20 protein-coding genes and 1 pseudogene are annotated in these 18843 nt (G+C 70.4%); 7 read left to right on the top strand and 14 right to left on the bottom strand.

All coding sequences use genetic code 11. The features are described 5' to 3' along the window. Positions 1 to 393: 393 nt before the first annotated feature. Together ABGB18_RS39145 and ABGB18_RS39140 are read right to left on the bottom strand one after the other, a co-directional pair. Positions 394 to 717, bottom strand: coding sequence for an STAS domain-containing protein (locus ABGB18_RS39145; protein ID WP_347700732.1), 324 nt, complete (start codon positions 715 to 717; stop codon positions 394 to 396). 137 nt (positions 718 to 854) lie between these two features. Beyond that, positions 855 to 1478: a DUF5994 family protein gene (locus ABGB18_RS39140; protein ID WP_347700731.1), complete on the bottom strand. Its 624-nt coding sequence runs from the start codon at positions 1476 to 1478 to the stop codon at positions 855 to 857. Positions 1479 to 2089: 611 nt separating this feature from the next. Here ABGB18_RS39140 and ABGB18_RS39135 point away from each other — a divergent pair. Further along, a complete protein-coding gene (locus tag ABGB18_RS39135; RefSeq protein ID WP_347700730.1) occupies positions 2090 to 2500 on the top strand; it encodes an ANTAR domain-containing protein in 411 nt (136 codons plus the stop codon). 678 nt (positions 2501 to 3178) lie between these two features. On the opposite strand, the gene ABGB18_RS39130 is transcribed toward ABGB18_RS39135, so the two are convergent. From ABGB18_RS39130 to ABGB18_RS39120, 3 genes and pseudogenes are all read right to left on the bottom strand, one after another. Next, positions 3179 to 3658, bottom strand: a complete 480-nt coding sequence (locus ABGB18_RS39130) for a hypothetical protein (protein ID WP_347700729.1) — start codon at positions 3656 to 3658, stop codon at positions 3179 to 3181. A gap of 444 nt (positions 3659 to 4102) precedes the next feature. Continuing rightward, positions 4103 to 4330, bottom strand: coding sequence for a hypothetical protein (locus tag ABGB18_RS39125; RefSeq protein ID WP_347700728.1), 228 nt, complete (start codon positions 4328 to 4330; stop codon positions 4103 to 4105). A gap of 239 nt (positions 4331 to 4569) precedes the next feature. After that, a pseudogene (locus ABGB18_RS39120) lies at positions 4570 to 5565 on the bottom strand (AAA family ATPase); the annotation flags it as partial. A 221-nt stretch (positions 5566 to 5786) separates the two neighbouring features. Here ABGB18_RS39120 and ABGB18_RS39115 point away from each other — a divergent pair. From ABGB18_RS39115 to ABGB18_RS39105, 3 genes are all read left to right on the top strand, one after another. Next, a complete protein-coding gene (locus ABGB18_RS39115) occupies positions 5787 to 6083 on the top strand; it encodes a DoxX family protein (protein WP_347700727.1) in 297 nt (98 codons plus the stop codon). Between the two features lie 120 nt (positions 6084 to 6203). Continuing rightward, entirely contained in the window at positions 6204 to 7046 is an 843-nt protein-coding gene (locus ABGB18_RS39110; RefSeq protein WP_347700726.1) for an IS5 family transposase, read from the top strand. Positions 7047 to 7219: 173 nt separating this feature from the next. Continuing rightward, positions 7220 to 8458, top strand: a complete 1239-nt coding sequence (locus ABGB18_RS39105) for an FAD-dependent oxidoreductase (protein ID WP_347700725.1) — start codon at positions 7220 to 7222, stop codon at positions 8456 to 8458. Between the two features lie 337 nt (positions 8459 to 8795). Here ABGB18_RS39105 and ABGB18_RS39100 read toward each other — a convergent pair whose 3' ends face one another. Beyond that, on the bottom strand, positions 8796 to 9017 hold the full coding sequence (locus tag ABGB18_RS39100) for a dihydrofolate reductase family protein (protein WP_347700724.1): 222 nt from the start codon (positions 9015 to 9017) through the stop codon (positions 8796 to 8798). Positions 9018 to 9367: 350 nt separating this feature from the next. Between ABGB18_RS39100 and ABGB18_RS39095 the strand changes: the two genes are divergently transcribed. Then, entirely contained in the window at positions 9368 to 10255 is an 888-nt protein-coding gene (locus tag ABGB18_RS39095) for an aldo/keto reductase (RefSeq protein WP_347700723.1), read from the top strand. A 92-nt stretch (positions 10256 to 10347) separates the two neighbouring features. Here the strand turns inward: ABGB18_RS39095 and ABGB18_RS39090 are convergent, their stop codons facing one another. The 5 genes from ABGB18_RS39090 to ABGB18_RS39070 all read right to left on the bottom strand — a co-directional run bounded on the left by ABGB18_RS39090 (position 10348) and on the right by ABGB18_RS39070 (position 14203). After that, positions 10348 to 10518, bottom strand: a complete 171-nt coding sequence (locus ABGB18_RS39090) for a zinc-binding dehydrogenase (protein WP_347700735.1) — start codon at positions 10516 to 10518, stop codon at positions 10348 to 10350. Positions 10519 to 10525: 7 nt separating this feature from the next. After that, entirely contained in the window at positions 10526 to 11683 is a 1158-nt protein-coding gene (locus tag ABGB18_RS39085) for an alpha/beta fold hydrolase (RefSeq protein WP_347700722.1), read from the bottom strand. 88 nt (positions 11684 to 11771) lie between these two features. Beyond that, positions 11772 to 12659, bottom strand: a complete 888-nt coding sequence (locus ABGB18_RS39080) for a LysR family transcriptional regulator (RefSeq protein ID WP_347700721.1) — start codon at positions 12657 to 12659, stop codon at positions 11772 to 11774. Positions 12660 to 12666: 7 nt separating this feature from the next. Next, entirely contained in the window at positions 12667 to 12894 is a 228-nt protein-coding gene (locus ABGB18_RS39075) for a hypothetical protein (protein WP_347700720.1), read from the bottom strand. Positions 12895 to 12958: 64 nt separating this feature from the next. Further along, positions 12959 to 14203, bottom strand: a complete 1245-nt coding sequence (locus ABGB18_RS39070) for an MFS transporter (RefSeq protein ID WP_347700719.1) — start codon at positions 14201 to 14203, stop codon at positions 12959 to 12961. 76 nt (positions 14204 to 14279) lie between these two features. On the opposite strand from ABGB18_RS39070, the gene ABGB18_RS39065 reads away from it, so the two are divergent. Then, entirely contained in the window at positions 14280 to 14849 is a 570-nt protein-coding gene (locus ABGB18_RS39065; RefSeq protein WP_347700718.1) for a CGNR zinc finger domain-containing protein, read from the top strand. A 71-nt stretch (positions 14850 to 14920) separates the two neighbouring features. Here ABGB18_RS39065 and ABGB18_RS39060 read toward each other — a convergent pair whose 3' ends face one another. Continuing rightward, on the bottom strand, positions 14921 to 15538 hold the full coding sequence (locus ABGB18_RS39060) for a helix-turn-helix domain-containing protein (protein ID WP_347700717.1): 618 nt from the start codon (positions 15536 to 15538) through the stop codon (positions 14921 to 14923). Between the two features lie 124 nt (positions 15539 to 15662). On the opposite strand from ABGB18_RS39060, the gene ABGB18_RS39055 reads away from it, so the two are divergent. Further along, complete coding sequence (locus tag ABGB18_RS39055) at positions 15663 to 16295, top strand: NAD(P)H-dependent oxidoreductase (RefSeq protein WP_347700716.1); 633 nt, start codon at positions 15663 to 15665, stop codon at positions 16293 to 16295. A gap of 15 nt (positions 16296 to 16310) precedes the next feature. Here ABGB18_RS39055 and ABGB18_RS39050 read toward each other — a convergent pair whose 3' ends face one another. After that, positions 16311 to 17552 (bottom strand): VWA-like domain-containing protein, encoded by a 1242-nt coding sequence (locus ABGB18_RS39050; protein WP_347700715.1) that lies wholly within the window; start codon positions 17550 to 17552, stop codon positions 16311 to 16313. Next, positions 17549 to 18772 carry an AAA family ATPase gene (locus ABGB18_RS39045; RefSeq protein ID WP_347700714.1) on the bottom strand — a complete coding sequence of 408 codons (1224 nt, stop codon included), beginning with the start codon at positions 18770 to 18772 and terminating at the stop codon, positions 17549 to 17551. The genes ABGB18_RS39050 and ABGB18_RS39045 overlap by 4 nt, the downstream gene beginning before the upstream one ends. Between the last annotated feature and the right edge of the window lie 71 nt (positions 18773 to 18843).

Here is an 18843-nt window from a genome sequence, read left to right as displayed (position 1 = left end):
CGGGGAACTCCTGCGCGAGCTGACCATCGACCCCACCCGCGACTACCAACCCCAGGCAAACCCCAACACGACGAAACCCCCGAACCCGTAGGTTCGAGGGTTTCCGATGTCCTGAGACATCACAGTGAGTGCCCCGGCAGGATTCGAACCTGCGGCACCCGCTTTAGGGGAGCTGGAGCTGCATGGAGTCCGGTATGTCTTGCAAAGGGGCATATGTAGCTGCCGCTTGATGTGCGTCTGCTTGTCAGTGATGACCTCCCGTCGCCCATCGCTTCACTGCTGTTTAGCCTGGTCGGGACGATATCCATGGTGGAGGGGCGCAGAGAGTTCCCGCTCTTCAGCGCGGGTGTCAATGCTGAGCGCAGAATTGGACATCTCTTTACGGGCGTCGCTTCACGCCGTCATGGGCAGGCTGCGGTCCAGGCCGGTGATGTGCAGCAGCCGGGACGTGTACGGCTGGGGGGCGGTAAGGGCCAGGCTGATGCCTCGCGCGCTGGCGCGGCGTTGGATACCCACCAGCACAGCTAGACCGCTGGCGTCACTGAAGCTCACTTGCGACAGGTCGATGACGAGCGGGCCGATGCTGTGACGCAGCGCGTTCAGCAACTGCTTGCGCAGGGCCTTGCTGGTGAAGATGTCGATCTCGCCGCTGAGGCGAACGGTGGTGGGCTGCCGATTGCGGGGCCCCACCGAGGGAGTGGCGTTGATGACTGTCATGGAGTCTCCGATCGGAGATGTGAAGGGATGAGACGCCTGCCGGCCGGAGAGCGGTCGGCCGCCGAGAGGGCGGCGTCAGGGACCAGCTCGATCCAGCCGGCAGGCTGCGCGGGGGCTGGACCGCACCGGCCGGTTAGTTATTGGGCAGGCGGCCCGGGTTGGTAATCCGGCATGTGCCCGCCTTCGTTCTCCCAGCGGGCCAAGCCGTCGGCGTCGGTCGTACGCGTGGACTGGGCGGGGGAAATTTGTGCGATGGCGAGCATGTCGGCGGGGGCGACGCCGGTCGTGTCCTGAGCGGTGAGCTTGATGGCGGCCTTGGCGGCGCCAGTGGCGGTGTCCGGTGGGATGACCAGCAGGAGGATCGGCTCGGCGTCGGCGAAGGTCAAGGTGATCACGTGAGGATCAGCGTGGCGGAACCAGCCGATGCTGACCTGGCGGCCGCGTCCCGGAATGCGGCGCGGAACCCGGTTCCACGCGCTCCTGTGCAGGCTCACGCGTGATGTCGCCTGGCCGAGCCGCCGATCGACGGCGGCGATAAGGCCGGGCAGTTCGGCGGCGGCGTCCCAGGAACGTGGCCACCACGCGCCGTCCAGAGGTGCCCGCCGGTTCGACCTTGGATGCAGGGATAGCCGGACCTTGGATGCAAGGGCGCTCATCGGCGTTAGGTGAGAAAGAATGGTCGGCGTCATGGCTGCCTGTCCGGTCCCCGCGAAGGGGCCAAAGCGGTCTATCGCCGTGGGCGACGCCGACGTGAATGCCAACGCACGAAATGTCCGCGGTGTCACCACCATACCCTGCTCAAGGTCCGGTTCCAGAATTGCAGCGATACTTGCCGGAGCGATTCCGGAATTACGGCGCCGTTGATCGCATAATCCTCCGGACGGGGTTCCCTAAATCCATATGGCCACCTGCGGTCCCGCTCCTGGTCGGCTACGCCGCCGCGCCTGGAGCGCGCGCCGCATCTGGAGCATGGCCGCGATGCCCGGCCCATCGACAGCTACTAGGAACGTCACATGTGCCCGTCCCGAAGAGCCCATCCCGGCAGAGCATGACGGCTTGCCGCCTGGTTACCTGAACGAGTTGGCCACCATGCTCATGGCCGGCGCCGACATCCACGAGGCCCTGGACACACTGGCTTCCGCGGCGGCGCGGATCACTCCTGGAGCGCCTATGGCCGGGGTTACCCTTCGCCTGAGTGGCCGGATGCTGTCAGTGTCTTCCCCTCAGGCGCACGGACTCTTGCTCGACGAGGTCCAGTACGACAGCGGCCACTTCGGCGGGCCGTGCCTGCAAGCCCTGGACAGCGACGAGGTCGTGCTGGTCGCCGACGGCGCGCTGCGTGATTCGACGGGTCACCGAGCACACGAGTCTGTTGCTGTACATCGTGTTGCAGGCCGGCCGTCACACCGAGATCACCGCTCAGTTGCGTCGGGCGATCACCGAACGTGCCATCATCGAGCAGGCGATGGGCGTCATCATGGGACAGCGCCGTTGCACCGCGAGCGAGGCGTTCGCCCTCCTGCGAGCGAACTCCCAGAACCGCAACCGCCGCCTGCGCGACGTCGCCGCCGACATCATCAAGGTCTTCACCGGCCACCTGAACCGGCTCCGTTCACCGAATCCCCGTAGTCTCGCCGCCACGTTCCGGCCGTTCCGACTGCGGATCGAAACGCGTCAGTCGCCGCGTTCGGGCCATTCCTCCCTCCGGCGCAGGGCCGTACTGGTAAGCACATCGTGTGCTGTAGGTGCCGAGAGCGTGGCACGGGCGGGAGTGGGGGCATAGGCTCCCGAAAGACGTTCAGCAGCACGCCCAGGCCGTCGGCACCGCAGAAGGTGGCCTGGGACAGGTCGAGCATGAGCAGGCTGGCGTCGTGGCTGAGGACGTTCAGCAACTGCAGGTGCAGCTGCTCCGTGGTGAGGATGTCGACGTCCCCGGACAGACGCACGTAGTGGGCGTCGAGGCGTTCGCCTCGCCGAGCGGAGGAGTGTAAATGATCATTATATACGTCTTGCCTTCGTAGAGGCTGGAATGGGATGTGAGATCGGTCTGCCGCTCGAACGGGTGGCGCCTGAACCGCTTGTACTGACAGCAGGTGGTACGTGGGTTAGGCCGGCGCTGACGGCTGACCGAGGGAGGACGTCGCCTCCCGCTCGGTGATCGACCCGCCCCTCGTTCTCCCCGGACCCTACCTCATGACTTCCGGATCCCCTTCTGCCCTACCTCGCGGGCTTATATCTCCCAAGTCGTGGGCCTCGATGCGTCCGACATACGCCTGGCGGCCCGCGAGGCGAACCATGCATCCGTGGCAAAGGCCGCGACGGAGGCAAGATCCGCCGGCTGCCCGTCACCCGGATCTGCGCCAGGCCCTGACCGACTGGCTGGAGGCCCCCGGCCTGGGTGGGAGTCGACGTTCACGCCGTGGTGGTCCTCAACTACCGTGGAGGCCAATGGAATTGTGCGTCAGACGTGGACGGCGCGAACCTCCGTGACGGTGAAGCCATCGATGGCGTGCCGGTTCCGCAGCAGGAACCCGACCAGGCCCGCCACCGCTTCCACTCCCTGGTCGGCTCGGGACTGGCCGGTCAGGACGAAGACCAAGGGAGTGGACGGCTGGTCGAGCGCGAAGTTGCGGCCGTGGCGATGCACGTCGTGCAGGACTTTGATCGGGATCGGTCGTGGGGAGGTGAACCATACCGCGACCTTCCACAGCGGCAAGGCCGGATCGGCTTCGGCTGCGGATTGGTAGCACGTCACACAGCCCTGACCGACATGTTGCCCGTGGAGGCACGTCCATCGGGTGATCTCGGCCTGGGATTGATGGCGAGTGCCGAGAGCTGCGGTCTCGATGACACGACGAGGAGTAGGGCGGGCTTTGCCGTCGATCACGGAGTGCTCGCTGATAATGGATCCTTCCGGTCGCTGCAGGCTTTGCCTGAGCATGGGCTGGACTGTCAGTCGGCCACGGGGTTTGCCGGGCATAGGAGACGGTGGTCGATCTCGGTGCAGCCGGCCGTGTCGAGGAGCGCCCGGCTCGGCTCTGGGCCGTCGGCGGCGTACAGGACGAGGCGGAGCCGTGACGCTGATCGCCTCGATCGGCGGGTGTGCGGTGGCGCCGGCGCCAGCGAGCGTTCCGTCTCGGGCCAAGGTCGGCTCCAGGAACACCTGGGCCGGCTGGGGGGCAACGGGCGCGATGAGACGATGTTGGTTCGGCATCTGGCGTGCCGCCTGTCTCCGGCGTGAAGGACCGGCTACGCCCGAGGCGATGTCAACGCGGCTGCCGACATGCGGAAAGTCTCAGGCGAGCCCAGCCTACGCCCAGCTGTGCCGGGCAGGATGCCGCACCGTGCCGGGAGGCGTGAGTGATCGCATCGGAGCGCGACCTTGTCACAGCTTCACGAGCTTGGCGTACGGCGCGGCTATGCGGTACGTCTCAGTGCCGAAATCGACGAGAACGGCAACATCCTGCTCAACCGCGATGACCCGACCGAGGCCGTATTTGTCGTGGCTCGCCCGATCTCCTGCCACGAATTGCTCGACAGCGGGCGGAGGAACGTCCGGAACGTTGAAGGGACTGTTAGGCAAGGGTCGCCGGGGCACGGCTTTGGGCCTCATGGTCTCAGTATGCGCCCAGTCAGTGACTAAATGGGCATGCATTGTGTGAAATATGGGCGGTCCGCGAACGCCTCCCCGGCTCCGCCCTTGCACGCTGATTCCTAGGAGGATATTCCGTACCGTGTTCCCGCCCCGGGCAACGCCCTGACGCAGGTCGCCGGGCGCGCTGTCTGTGGTGAAGACGAGCCCGGTGCCGTCCACCGTCACCCTGACGACGTGCCCCGGCCGGAGCTCACCGTATCCTTCAGCCTGGCGTCCACCTGCGCGAGCATCAGATCCACGATCTTGATGATCTCGGCCGGCGTGAGCTGGTGGAAGACCACGATGTCGTCGACACGGTTGAGGAACTCGGGCCGGAAGTGCTGCTTGAGCTCCTCCTGGACCTTGGACTTCATCCGATCGTAGTTGGAGTCGGCGTCGTTGGACTTCGCGAACCCGACCCCGATGCCCTTGGAGATGTCCTTGGTGCCGAGGTTGGTGGTCATGATGATGACCGTGTTCTTGAAGTCGACCACGCGGCCCTGGGCGTCGGTCAGGCGACCGTCTTCCAGGATCTGCAGCAGCGAGTTGAAGATGTCGGGGTGGGCCTTCTCGATCTCGTCGAACAGGACCACGGAGAACGGCTTGCGCCGCACCTTCTCGGTGAGCTGGCCGCCCTCCTCGTAGCCGACGTAGCCGGGAGGCGAGCCGAACAGCCTGGAGACGGTGTGCTTCTCCATGAACTCCGACATGTCCAGGCTGATCAGAGCGTCCTCGTCACCGAAGAGGAACTCCGCCAGAGCCTTGGACAGCTCGGTCTTACCGACACCGGAGGGACCGGCGAAGATGAACGAGCCACCGGGACGGCGCGGGTCCTTCAGACCGGCGCGGGTGCGCCGGATGGACCGCGACAGGCCCTTGATGGCGTCGTCCTGGCCGATGATCCGCTTGTGGAGCTCGTCCTCCATGCGGAGCAGGCGCTGCGACTCCTCCTCGGTCAGCTTGCAGACCGGGATGCCGGTGGCGGCCGCCAGAACCTCGGCGATCAGCTCCTCAGTGACGATGTCTTCGGCTGAGGCGGTCATCCGGTGGATGCGCAGCCGGGCCCCGGCCTCGTCGATGAGGTCGATCGCCTTGTCGGGAAGGTAGCGGTCGCTGACGTAGCGGTCGGCCAGCCGCGCGGCGGCCACCAGCGCGTCGTCGGTGATCGAGACGGCGTGGTGCGTCTCGTAGTGCTTGCGCAGGCTCTTGAGCATCCTCCGTAGGAATATCCAATAACCGGTCACGATATGGCCGAGATCCTCGGTCACCCCGCGCGTACCTACGCCGACTGGGTGGCCCGGCACGCCACCGCCTTCCAGAACTGGCCCATGTCCGGGAGTTGGCATGTCCACCGCCTACCTGGTCGCCGCCTCGGTGACCATCGCCGCCAACACTTTTTCCGGATTCGCGGCCATGACCCCGGCTCAAGCCGATCATGCGAACGATCGGCTCCGCCCTCGCCACGGCCGGCGTGCCGGAATCGTGGCTGGTGTGGCCGATCGGCGCGCTCAAAGCACTGGGCGCGCTCGGGCTCGTGCTCGGCCTGCTCGGCGTTCCGTTCGTCGGCACGGCCGCCGCGGCGGGCCTGATCCTGTACTTCGTCTGCGCGCTCTACACGCATCTGCGCGTCAGCGATCTCTCACCGCAGTTCTACCTGGCCATCGTGTTTCTCACGCTCGCGGTGGCCACGCTGGCATTCGATCCCGCGCTGATGATCAGCCCGGCTCGCTGACCGTGGTCAGTAAGAGGTCACGCGGATAGGCCGCATGCGCCGAGGGATGACGTAACACAGGCACGGAGCCTCAAGATCACGTAGTTGTCTACGCTCCGTGATCGACAACGAGGATCGTCCGTGCCTGTCCTGCCATCATGGCTTGCCGAACCGCTGTGGGTCCAGTTCGAGGCGCTGCTGCCCGTGCGGCCCCTCTACGACCCCGCCCACCCCTTGGGCTGCCACCGGCGGCGTGTCCCGGACCGGATCGTGTTCGACAAGCTGCTGCAGGTCTTGCGGTTCGGCTGCTCGTATGAGGCGATCGCCGACACGACGTGCTCGGCCACCGCGATCCGCACCCGCCGCGACGAATGGGCCAACCTGGGCATCTTCGCCCAGCTCAAGCAGATCGCCCTGGATGCCTGCGACCGGATCGTCGGCCTGCTGCTGGAGGACCTGGCCGTCGATGGGTGCATCACCAAGGCGCCTGGCGGCGGCGAGATGGCCGGGCCCTCCCCGGTGGACCGCCGCAAGCTGGGCATGAAACGCTCGCTGCTGGTGGAGGGCTACGGCATCCCGCTGGGACGGGTGCTCGCTCCGGCCAACCGCAACGACTCCCCGCTGCTGGCCCCCACCCTCGACCTGCTGGACGACCTCGGCCCGCTGCCCGAGGACATCACCGTCCACCTGGACGCGGGCTACGACTCCGGTAAGACCCGCACCCTGCTCGACGGCCGAGGGCTGACCGGCGAGATCGCCCGCAAGGGCATCAAAGCCCCGGTGCAGGCGACCCAGCGCTGGCATATCGAGCGGACCAACGCCTGGCACAACGCCTTCTACCGACTGGCCCGCTGCTACGAACGCCGCGCCCGGGTCGTCGAGGCGTTCTTCGACCTAACCGATGCGATCATCGCCGTCCGCAGTCTGATCCGCCGCTCATGGGTCACGCACCGCTGGGACGGCCGCTCGGATCGGCGACGATGACGGTCACCATTCCGCGCGACCCCTAAGGCTATGACGGAGCCGAGGTACGGGGAGGTAACGCCCGCTGCGGTAAAGCTGGACGACGTGCGTGGGCGGGGATCTTGCAAGCGATTTCAGGCTTGCTTTCGCATGATTTCACCATACGATGAATTAGAAGCGCGGAAAGGAGAGTCATGATCATCGAACGTACTGGCGTGCTGGTGTCCGGAGGCGGTCCGGCGGGAATGATGCTCGGCCTGCTGCTGGCCAGAGCGGGGGTCCAGGTCGCCGTGCTTGAGAAGCACGGTGACTTTCTGCGCGACTTCCGTGGGGACACCGTTCATCCCTCGACCATCCGCCTCATCGACGAGCTCGGCCTCGGCGAGGGCTTCCGCGCCCTGCCGCAGAGCCGGCTGAACAGGGTGGCGTTCCCCACCCCGGACGGAGGCCAGAGCCCTCTCGCCGAGTTCGGCCGGCTGCCCGGGCCCTACAACTACATCGCGCTGGTGCCCCAGTGGGACCTGCTCAATTTCCTCGCCAAGGCGGCAGGCGACGAGCCGGGGTTCGCCCTGCACATGAACACCGAGGCGACCGCACTGCTCAGGGAGGGCGAGAAGGTCGTCGGCGTCAGGTATCGCACGGCGGACGGCGCCGAGGGCGAGATCCGCGCCGAGCTGACGGTGGCATGCGACGGCAGGCATTCCACGCTGCGGCGGGACGCGGGGCTGGTGCCCAGGGAGTTCCCCGTGCCGTTCGACGTCTGGTGGTTCCGCCTGCCCAAGTGGGAGAGCGAAGGGGGCGCGCCTGCCGGCATCCTGCCGGTCTCGCAGGGCAAGGAGATCCTGCTCTCGCTGAACCGCGAGGACTTCTACCAGGTGGCGTACTTCATCCCCAAGGGCGCGGACGCGCGGCTGCGGGCCAAGGGAATCGAGTGGTTCCGCGAGCGCGTCGCCCGCCTGCGTCCGGACTTCGCCGACCGGGTGGACCACCTGGAGAGCATGGACCAGGTGTTCACGCTTGATGTGAAGCTGAACCGCCTGGACCGCTGGTACGCCGACGGCCTGCTGCTCATCGGCGACGCTGCGCACGCCATGTCGCCGGCCGGCGGCGTGGGCATCAACCTCGCCGTCCAGGACGCGGTGGCCGCGTCCGCCATCCTGGCCGGGCCACTGCGGCGGCACGCCGTCACTCGCGCTGACCTGGCCGCCGTGCAGCGGCGCAGGCAGCGACCCACCGCGATCATGCAGGCGTTCCAGCGGGTGATCCAGCGGGCCGTCTTCGAGTCGGCGTTCGAGGGCAAGTTCGCGGGTCCGCCCAAGACGCTGCTCTACCTCGGCCGGGTGGTCCCAGGGCTCCGCGCGCTGCCGGCCCGGCTGGTGGGCTTCGGTCCCCGGCCGGAGCATGCTCCTGCTTTCGCCCGCCGACGTCCGTAGCGGGGGCCTGCCGCCGTCAGGGCAGGTAGACCGCTATACCGGCCGGGAGGATTCCCGCGACCGCCGGCTCCCAGGTTCAAGCAATCGACTCATTGCAGGCGGCGCGAGGTCTGACTCATTTCCCCAGAGAAGCACGGAGATGCGGCATCCAGTCGGACGGTACGAAGGGGATGTGGTGTGCCCTGGGTTGAGTGGAGGCGGATTTCTGGATTCTTGTGCCACTTGATGAGAGGAAAGCGGCATGGGACGACGGGATACCCGCCGGAGTTGCAGGGTTCGGGTGGTCAGGCCGGCCGGTGGTCGGCGGCCGCGCCCTGATCGGGAGGGACTTCGCGGGTCACGGGCGGCGGATGCGGTAGCGCAGGTGCGTGACGTGCTGCGTGAGTTCCTCGACCGGCGGCGTGGTCAACCGGCGGACCAGGTCGAGTTCGATGTGCTCGGCCGGCAGGTCGTCGAACAGCCGACGTCCCTGCCCGAGCAGGACCGGTACGACGTGGAGTTCCAGCTCGTCGAGCTCCCCCGCCCGCAGCAGCGCCTGCGCCGCCCCAGCACCGTGCACCCATGACGTCGCCGTCCCCGGCCGCCACACGGGCCTGTGCGGCGCACTCGCGGACGTCGATGACGTAGCGGACGCCGCCCGGCGGCGGGTCGTCCGGGACATCGTGGGTCAGGACGAAAACAGGGACGCCGTCGTGGTGGTCGCCGCCCCAGCCGTCGGCGAGCTCGAACGTCCGCCGGCCGGCGAGTGCCTCGTGTTCACCCCCGGACCTGGGCGAACCGTCCTCCCGCGCGGGCCGTCCCCAACCGACGGTTCCCGGAGCAGGCGGTCCAGCGCGCAGGGTGGTACTGCCGTTCCTACCGACAGGCGGTGCCTGGTTGCCACGGCTGCCCCGCGTGCACAGTGAGACCGTGAGCATTTCCTTTCTCGGTAACCAGCCCATTCACCGTGTCGGCTTCGGAGCCATGCAGCTCGCCGGCCCCAACAGTTTCGGCCCGCCCGCTGATCCGGAGGCCGCCAAGGCCGTGCTGCGCCACGCCGTCGAGCACGGGGTCGACCACATCGACACCGCCCAGTTCTACGGCCCCGACGTCGTCAACGACCTCATCCGTGAGGCGCTCTTCCCCTACCCGGAGGGCTTGCGACTGGCGACCAAGGTCGGTGCCGTCCGCGACGACCACGGCGCCTGGCTGCCCAGCGGCGAACCGGCCGGCCTCAAGCGCCAGGTGGAACAGAACCTGCGCTCGTTGCGGGTCGAGCGACTGGACCTGGTGAACTTGCGCCGTTTCGAGCGAGACATGCCCAACGGCACCGAACCGCCGCTGGCCGACCAGCTCGACGCGCTTGCCGAACTCCGCGACGAGGGTAAAATCCACATGATCGGCGTTTCGAACGCCCACGCGGACACCGTGCGGGCCGCGATCGACAGGACCGGCATCGTCGCCGTGCAGAACGCGTACAGCATCCTGAACCGCACCGACGACGCCATCCTGCGGTTGTGCCGTGAGCACGCCATCGCGTTCGTCCCGTACTTCCCGCTTGGTTCGGCATTGGGCAGCGGCGGCCCGAAGCATCTCGCCGCCGACCCGCGCGTGAGCGCGGTCGCGCGCAAACACGACGTCACTCCGACGCAGGTCGCACTCGCCTGGCTCTTCGCACAGTACGAGCGGATGCTTCTCATCCCCGGCACCAGCTCGATCGCGCACCTGAACGAGAACCTCGCGGCCGGCGCGCTCACCCTCGACGGCGAGGACCTGGCGCTGCTCGACGCGGTCGAGCCCGTCCCGCTGGGATCGTGAACCCCGCCGGCCCTGACACGCCGCCCGCTACGGCCTGAGGCGTTCGCGCGGCACCACCGAAGCGGGGCCGGTGACGGTCGGTGCCCCCTGGGTCAGGGAAGGATGAGCACCTTGCCGACGGCGTGGCCCGGCTCGGCGTCGCGGTGCGCGGCGCCCGCCGCGGTGAGGGGGTGGCGGGCGGCGACGGGATGGGTGAGCACGTCGTCCTCCAGCAGCCGGGTGACGTGCTCGGTGGCGGCGTACGGCGGATCCGGTCGTGCCAGGCGGCCCTCATGAGCCTTCGCCGCGCGGCAGGAAGGCGTCCAGGGCGGCGGTCACCAGGTCGGGCCGTTCCAGCGACATCATGTGCGGAGTGCCCGGAAGCTCCCGATAGGTGGCGCCGGGGACGCGTCCGGCCAGGTCCTTCATGATCTGCGGGGTGCAGGAGGCGTCGAGCTCGCCGGCCAGCGCCAGCACGGGCGGCTCGAACCCGGCCAGCCGCCCCTGGACGTCGAGGCCCTTGAAGGCCCGCCAGGCGGCCGCCCAGTCGGCGGGGTCGGCGCGCAGCACGCGCTCCCTCGCGTACCGTACGCCGGCGCCGTTGACGGCGAGCGCGGCCGGGGTGAACCACCGGGTGAGAGACGGCACGATCTGGGCCGCCATGCCGTCCTCCTCGCCGGACCTGGCCCGCCCCTCGAACGCCTCGAAGGCGTGGTCGGTGGTACCGAGCAGGGCCAGGGAGGCGAACCGCCCAGGGCCGGCGACGGCGGCGGTCTGGGCGATGCCGCCCCCGTAGGACAGGCCGACCACGTGGGTCTGCTCCAGGCCGAGGGCGTCGAGCACCCCGAACAGGTCGGCGGCGGCGTCCTCCAGGGTGAACGGGGCCGGCGAACCGGCGGCCGAGCCGTGCCCCCGGATGTCGTAGGCGAACACCCGCCTGCCCTCGGCGAGCCGTTCCATGACCGGCTCCCACATCCGCCGGTCGAGCCCGAGAGCGTGCAGCAGCACGACGGGTGGTCCCGACTCGCCGCGCCGGGCGACGACGGTCTCGTGGCCGGCGAGCCGGACCCGCTGGAGGGCGGCGGGCGCGGGCGTCCCGGCCGCGGCCAGCACCTCGTCGATCACCCGCAGCGCGTTGAGCGCCCGCGGCATGCCGGCGTAGAGGGACACGTGCTCGGCGAGGGCCCGCAGCTCGGCGGCCGTCACGTCGTTGCGCAGCGCGGCGGCGGCGTGGACCGCGAGCTGCGGCTCGGCGCCGCCGAGCGCCGCGAGGATCGTGACGGTCGCCAGCTCCCGCGCGGTACGGCTCAGCTCGGCACGCGCCAGCGGCCCGCCGAAGCCTTCGAGGATGCCCTCGTACAGCTCCGGCGACTGCGCCCGTACGCCGGCCAGGGCCTCCTCGGGGGCCGAGCCCATCATCGCCGTGTACTCGCGACGGCCTCGTTCCATGCGGTCCATGTCATCCGTTCCTTTCTCGGTACGAGACGACGATGCCGCCACCGATGGTGATACGTCCAAGACATGATCGAACTCGTGGTCAGACCGGAGACTTATCACCGGCCAGGAAGTCGATGAACGCGGCCAGGGCGGGGGCCGGACGGCGGCCGGACGGCCAGGCGAGCGACGGCCGCCAGACGGGCTCGGGATCCAGGCCCAGCACGCTGACCGGCGGGCCGGGAGCGACGGCGACCGAGCGCGGCATGATCGCGGCGGCCAGGCCGACCGCGGCGAGGGCGCGGGCCGTGCCGTACTCCCTGCTCTCGAACCGGGCGTGCGGTCTGACGCCGGCCTCGGCCAGCGCCGCCAGGATGATGCCGCCCACCGCCGATCCCGGCGCGTAGACGACCAGGTCGGCGCCGTCGAGCTCGGCGATCCGCACCTCGTCCCGTCCCGCGAACGGACCCTCGGCGCCGGTGACCAGCACGAGCGGCTCATCGCCCAGGGACCGCCAGACCAGCCTGCGGTCATCGGGCGGGGGAGGAGCGGCGAGCGTGGCCACGTCCAGCCGGCCGGCGTGCAGTGCGGCGGCCATCTCCTCGGTGTTCAGCTCCCGCAGCTCCACCTCGACCGCCGGGTAGGTGCGGCAGAAGACGGCCAGCGCCTCGGCCAGCCGGCCCAGCAGGCCGCGGGCCGTGCCCACGCGGATCCGGCCACGCACCCCGCCGGCCCAGCCCAGCATCTCGTCCTCGACGGCCACGAGGTCGGCGAGGATGCGGTCGGCGTGGCCGAGCAGCGCGGCCCCGGCCGGGGTGAGCGCCACCCGGTGGTTGTTCCGCTCGAACAGCGTCAGGCCGAGCTGGCGTTCGAGCTTGCGGATCTGCTGCGACAGCGCCGGCTGCGCGATGCGCAACGCCTCGGCCGCCCGGGTGAAGTGCAACTCCCTGGCGACCGCCTGGAAGTATTCCAGTTGGCGCGAACTGATCATAGAAAGATTATCCGGTGGTACGGACGCGGCACCGGCCGGGATAAGCCGCCCCAGTGGCGGTGCTGGTCACGCCGGTGGTCGAGGGCGGGGTGGGCATGGCGTGGAGCACGCTCGTCTCCCTGATCGCGGTCTGCTGGGTGTGGGGTGGCCAGGCCGCGGCCCGGCGTGCCGGCTTCCTGAGTCCCGCCCGCGAACCGGCGCCTCCCCACGCGCCGCCCAGCACGTCGGCGAGCACGCGCGTGGCGCTGCAACCGGCGGTCGCGCTCGCCGTCCTGGAGCGGCCCGGTGTCGCGGCGTGGTCAGCCCGATGTGAGGTCGGGGACGCCGGAGCGGGCCGCCCGCCTGCTGAGCAGGGGTTTGAGCACAATGGGCTGCGCCACGGCCAGCACCAGGCAGACGACGGCCAGGGTGCCCCACAGCCCGCCGGGGCCGGCACGTTCGAGGAGCTGCGTGCCGCACAGGGGCGCGAGGACGGTGGCGAACCCCCAGGAGATGCCGAAGACCGACAAATAACGCCCGCGGGCGTCCTCGGGGGCGATGTTGGCGACCATGGCGTAGCTGCGTCCGAACATCAGCGCGTCGCCGGCGCTCCACACCATCGTGGCGGCGAGATGGCCCGGCAACCCGTCCGTCATCGCATAGCCGGCGAGACCGGCGGCGAGTAGCAGGTAGCCGGCGGTCATCGCCGCATGGTGCGACAGGGCCGCGGTCCATCGCAGCAGCGGCTGGCAGGCCACCATGACCACCGCTGAGACGGCCGACAGCAGCCCGGCGTCGGCGACCGGCAGGCCGCGCTCCGCCAGGGCCAGCGGTAACGCCATGATGATCTGCATGTAGATCAGCGCGAAGAGAGTGCCGGAGGCCAGGAGCACGAGGAGGGTACGGTCGCGCCAGGCGGATCCTGCGACGGCCGCCGTTGCCGGGGCGGGGGGCGACCCGTCGTCCGGGCGCGCACCGGAGGGCGGCCGGGCCGGGCGGTCGGCGGGCAGGACGAACCGGACCACGATCGCGCCGGCCACGCAGGTGGCGGCGTCCGCGACGAACAACCAGCGCAGGTCCCACCGCCCCAGTCCCGCCGCGAGCAGGCCGGCGCCCATGCCGCCCACCGCCAGGGCCGTGTTGAACAGGCTGAACGCCTGCGCCTGCTGCGCGGGTCGTACGGCGTCCGCGATCACCGCCTGGGACGGCGGCTCGTAGATCTCGAAGACCAGCCCGAGCAGGACGGCGAACCCGGCGGCCGGCACCACGTTCCCGGAGGTCGCGATGCCCACCTGGGCCAGCGCGCACCCGGCCAGTCCGGCGACGATCGTGCGGCGCCGCCCGAACCGGTCGGCCAGGACACCACCCAGGAGCCGGGAGGGGATGGTGGCCACGCCGAAGGCGGCGGAGACCACGCCGGCGACGACGGCGCTCACACCGAACTCCGTGGTGATCAGGACGGGCAGGAACACGAGAGAGAAGGCCCCCAGCCGGTTGACCACCCGCGCCAGTACGAGCCACCACACGGCACGCGGCAAACGCCGCGTACGCCCGGCGATCTGCACGCTCACTCCTACGTGACCGACGAAATTGATAACATCAGTCACGGACTTTAGAACGTGAGGAGTGACCAGTCAAGTGATGTTCGATAGTCACGTGGCGATCCTGCTGGACGCCGCGGTGTCGCTCGTGAACGTCATGACCGACGGCGCCGACGGCGGCAAGCCGTACCAGGCGCCGGCGGGAGAAGCGCTGCCGTCCGCGATCGGCGCCGCGCTGCCGGGCGAGGTGACGGCCTCGATGGAGGAAGCCCTCTACCTGGCCGGGACCGCGTTGAAGGTCAGGCGGGTCTTCGAGGCCATGGACGCTCACCGGGACGACGAGGCGGCCGCCATCGTCAACGCGCTCGTCGTCAGCACCGGTGCGCGGCCACAGCTCGACCGGGCACCCGGCGAGCCGTGGCAGGTCCACTTCCACGGCGCCGACGACACCCTGGCCGTCGGGTGGAGCGCGGGCATCGCCTCCGCGCTGACCCTGACCATCGGCAGCGACCTCGGGGGCCGCCTCGGCGTCTGCCGGGCCGGGCAGTGCGACCGCGTGTACGTCGACGCCTCCCGCAACGGGGTGCGCCAGTTCTGCTCCCGCTCCTGCCAGAGCCGGACGAAGGCGGCGGCCTTCCGGGCCCGTTCGGCGGCCTCCCGCTCTACCTGAGCGCAGCCGGACGGCCGACGGCCTGCCGCTCGGCACCGCCTCACCGGGCCTCCCGGGCGGGCGCCGGTCGGTCAGGACCGGCAGACGCGTCGCACGAGATCCCGCCAGCCCTGTGCGGTCCGTTCCTGGGTGTGGAGGGTGAGGTCGGAGATGTCGGTCGCTGACAGGTAGAGCAGGAAAGGGCCTTCCAGGGCCGCGGTGAGCTGGACGGTCAGGATGTCGAGGTCGGCTGCGCCGAGCGGGATCTGCCTGAGCAGCATGCGGATGTGCATCCGGGAGAGGTTCATCTCCGTGCCGGCCGGCACGGACTGGCGGCCGTCGATCGCGGCACGGACGATCTCGCGGTGCTCGATCAGGAAGGCGGCCCGGGCCGCGCCGTAGGCGATGAGGCGGTCCAGCGGTGGAGCGCCCGGGCCCAGAGGCGGAGGCCCGGACAGAAGCAGCTCCTGGAAGATCTGCTCGTCGTCCTCGATCAGCGCCTTGAAGATCCCCGCCCGGGTGCCGAACCGGCGGTACACCGTCCCCTTGCCCAGGCCCGCCCGCTCGGCGAGCGCGTCCATGGTCAGTTTGTCCACCCCCTGCTCGGCGAGCATCTCGCGAGCCGTGGCCAGCAGTTGCCGCCGGTTGCGCACGGCGTCGGCGCGCTCGGCGCGGGGCGCTCCCACCAGGGGCAGGACGGGTCGATCCACACGGCTCACCCTACCCTCGGAATCACATCCGGGGTAAAGTCCGCTTATGCTTGCGTGCGGCGACCCCGCCGAGACACCGCCGGGAGCATCCCGGGGGCCACATACCGCATTTGGAGAGACCCTGATGAGCTTGTTCCGTCTGGACGCCAGCATCCTGCCCGCCACCTCGGCCAGCGCCGAGCTCGCCGACCTGGTGGAAGCCGAATGGTCCGCCGCCCACCCCGGCGAACCGGTCGTCCGCCGTCACCTGGGCACCGACCCGCTGCCCGCCGATGTGTGGACGCTTGTGACCATCGCCGGTTTCGTCCCCGAAGACCAGCGCACCCCGGCCCAGCGTGACGCCTTGGCCCTGGCCGCCGAGCTGAAGGCGGAGCTGGCCGCCGCCGACGCCGTCCTGCTGGCCGTCCCGCTCTACAACTGGGGCGTCTCCCAGCACTTCAAGACCTGGATCGACCTCATCATCGCCGCCGGACCAGCCGACGAGGCCGTGCTCAAGGACAAGCCCACCGTGCTGGTCACCGTACGCGGCGGCGGCTACGGGCCCGGCACGCCCCGCGAGGGCTGGGACCACTCCACCCCCTACCTGCGGCGCATCCTCGCCGACCTGTGGCAGGCCGACCTCGCCGTCGTCGAACGCGAACTCACCCTCGTCGGCGTCAACCCCGTCCTCGACCACCTCAAGGACGTCGCCGCCGAGCGACACGCCGAAGCCCGTGACGCCGCCCGCCGTACCGGCCGCGCCTGGGCGGCCAAATAACCCGCCGCTGATCGGCTAACCGATGGTGACCACCCGCGCCCATTCGGGTGGCGAGTCCGGCACGTAGTCGGGATCGTCCTCGTCCCACGACCGGGTCGTCCTCTCCCGGGAGAACAGGCCCACCACGGTCCGGCACGCCGGCCGTGTGCCGGGCCAGGGGGTCTGGCCGTCGGTGAGGATCACGATGACGTCCGGCCGCGGTGTCGCCCGCAGCGCCTGCGCGAATCCCGTACGCAGGTCCGTCCCGCCACCGCCCACCAGGGAGAGGCCCTCGGCACGGCACAGCGGCTGCACGACCTGGGCCGCCGCGTCGCAGGACAGCACTCTGACCAGGTCGCGCCGGCCCCCCAGGGCGCGGGCGATAGCGGCGACCTCGAGCAGCGCGCTGCCCAGTTCGGCGTCGCTGACCGACCCGGAGGTGTCGATCACCACGGAGACCCGGGGCGGCCTGCGGCGCAGGCTCGGCAGGATGACGCCGGGCAGGCCGGCGGACCGCCGCGACGGCCGGCCATAGGTGTAGTCCTCGCCCGCGCCGGGGCCGCAGGCCGCCGAGCGGACCGCGGCACCGAGCAGCTCGCGCCAGGGCTGTGGCGGGTGGAACGCCTCCTCGGCCCATCGCCGCCACCCCTGCGGCACGCTTCCGGGGCGGGCGGTGATGCCCCGCGCCACCCGGAACCGCACCGCGTCCCGCTCCTGGGCGCTGAGCCCGTGAGCGCCCTCCGGCCCGAGGTCCCACTCCCGTTCCAGCCCGTCGGCGCCACTGCCGCAGTCCAGCCAGACCAGACCCTGCGTGTACGGCCCGAGCCGGAACCGGCGCAGGTAGTCCTCCATGAGCTTCCCCTCGGGCAGCCCCAGCATCCCGGGTTTGACGGCGTCCTTGGGCCGGGCCAGCCCGTCTCCGTACACGTCGTCGTTGATCTCCATGTCGGCGGCGATGTTCATCCGCAGCCGCTCCCCGGGTCCGGCCAGTTCCCGCTCCCGAGCGACCCGGTCGCTCCGCCCGTGATGGTCGCGTAGCAGGTGGGAGGCCTCGTGCACCCACACGCCCGCCAGATCCTCCACAGAGGTCGCATTGACGAACGCGGGGGAGACGTAGCATCGCCAGTGCCGGTCCACGGCCATCGTCGGGACCTGCCGCGACTCCACGGCGTGCAGCGCGAACAGCGCCGTCGCCAGGTAGGGGCGGGCCCGGGCGGCCTGCAGCCGGGCGGCGAAGAGCTTGTCGAGGTCCAGCGTCCCCGCTGTGCCGGACGTCATCGGCCCTCACCCGCGCGCACTCGCTTCGCGGCCTTGTCCGCCTGCCGGCTCAGCGACACCACGCCCGTGAGCCGCTCGATGGAGGCCGGGACGTCCCAGTCGGCGCGGCGCAGCGCGGCGAGCGTGGACGCGGGCACGACCACCAGGTCCGGGGCGCCCTCTTCCAGGGCCCGGGCCATCAGCTCCCACGCCGCGTCCCAGCGGGACTTCTCCGGCCGTTTCCTGACCGCCTCGACCACGCCGTCGAGCACGGCCTGGCGCAGGTCGCCCCGCTCGGGCAGGTCGGCCGCCGCCGGGTCGGCCAGCAGCGTCTCGGGGTCCGGCAGGTCCATCCGGTCCATGCTCGCCAGCAGTTCCAGCCCGGGACCGTCTCCCACCGTGCCCCGTACCAGCATGGACAGCACGTCCTTCGACGTGTTCGCGGCCGTGGCGAAGGCGACCAGGCGCAGTGCCATGTCCCAGCTCCGGGGGGAGGGCCAGGGACCGCCGCGGCGGGCCTCGTCCTTGGGCAGCAGGTGGACGAGGGCGGGGCGGGCGGCGAGGAGCCCGCACACCGCGCGGCGGGCGAACGTCACGGCCTGCGGCAGCCGGGCGGGGTCGAGGTGCGGCAGCGAGGCCAGCGGCCAGGTTCCGCCGAGGCCGCGTACCACGACGTCGTGGTCGTGTCTCCACTGCAGGTGGACGAACCGGTTGGCCAGCGGCGGGCTCAGCTCCCAGCCGTCGGCCGCCGAGGAGCGCGGGTTGGCGGCCGCCACGATCCGCACGCCGGGGGGCAGCCGCAGCGCGCCGACCCGCCTCTCCAGCACGAGCCGGAGCAGGGCCGCCTGGACGGCCGGCGGCGCCGTGGACAGCTCGTCCAGGAAGAGCAGCCCCTGGCCGGCCTGGGCCAGGCGGACGGCCCAGTCCGGCGGGGCCATCGGGACGCCCTGCACGGCGGGGTCGTCGCCGATCACCGGCAGGCCGGAGAAGTCGGAGGGCTCGTGCACGCTGGCGATCACCGTGGTCAGCGGCAGGCCGAGGGCGGCGGCGAGCTGCGTCAGCGCGGCGGTCTTGCCGATCCCCGGCTCGCCCCACAGCAGCACCGGCAGGTCGGCCGCGACGGCCAGGGTCAGCGCCTCCAGTTGCGGGTCGATGCGGGGCTCCGTGGCCGTGTCCTGGAGCAGGGCGAGAAGGTCGGCGGCGACGTCCAGCCGGGACGTGGCGGTCGAGGTCATGAGCATGAGATCACCTTGGGGTCTGGTCGAGCCGGGCAGGACGGAACGCGGTGAGGCACCGCAGGGCCGGGAACCCG

Origin of the sequence: Nonomuraea sp. B12E4 (assembly GCF_039871825.1) — a bacterium.
GTDB lineage: Bacteria > Actinomycetota > Actinomycetes > Streptosporangiales > Streptosporangiaceae > Nonomuraea.
This window is presented reverse-complemented; position numbering and strand designations above follow the sequence as displayed.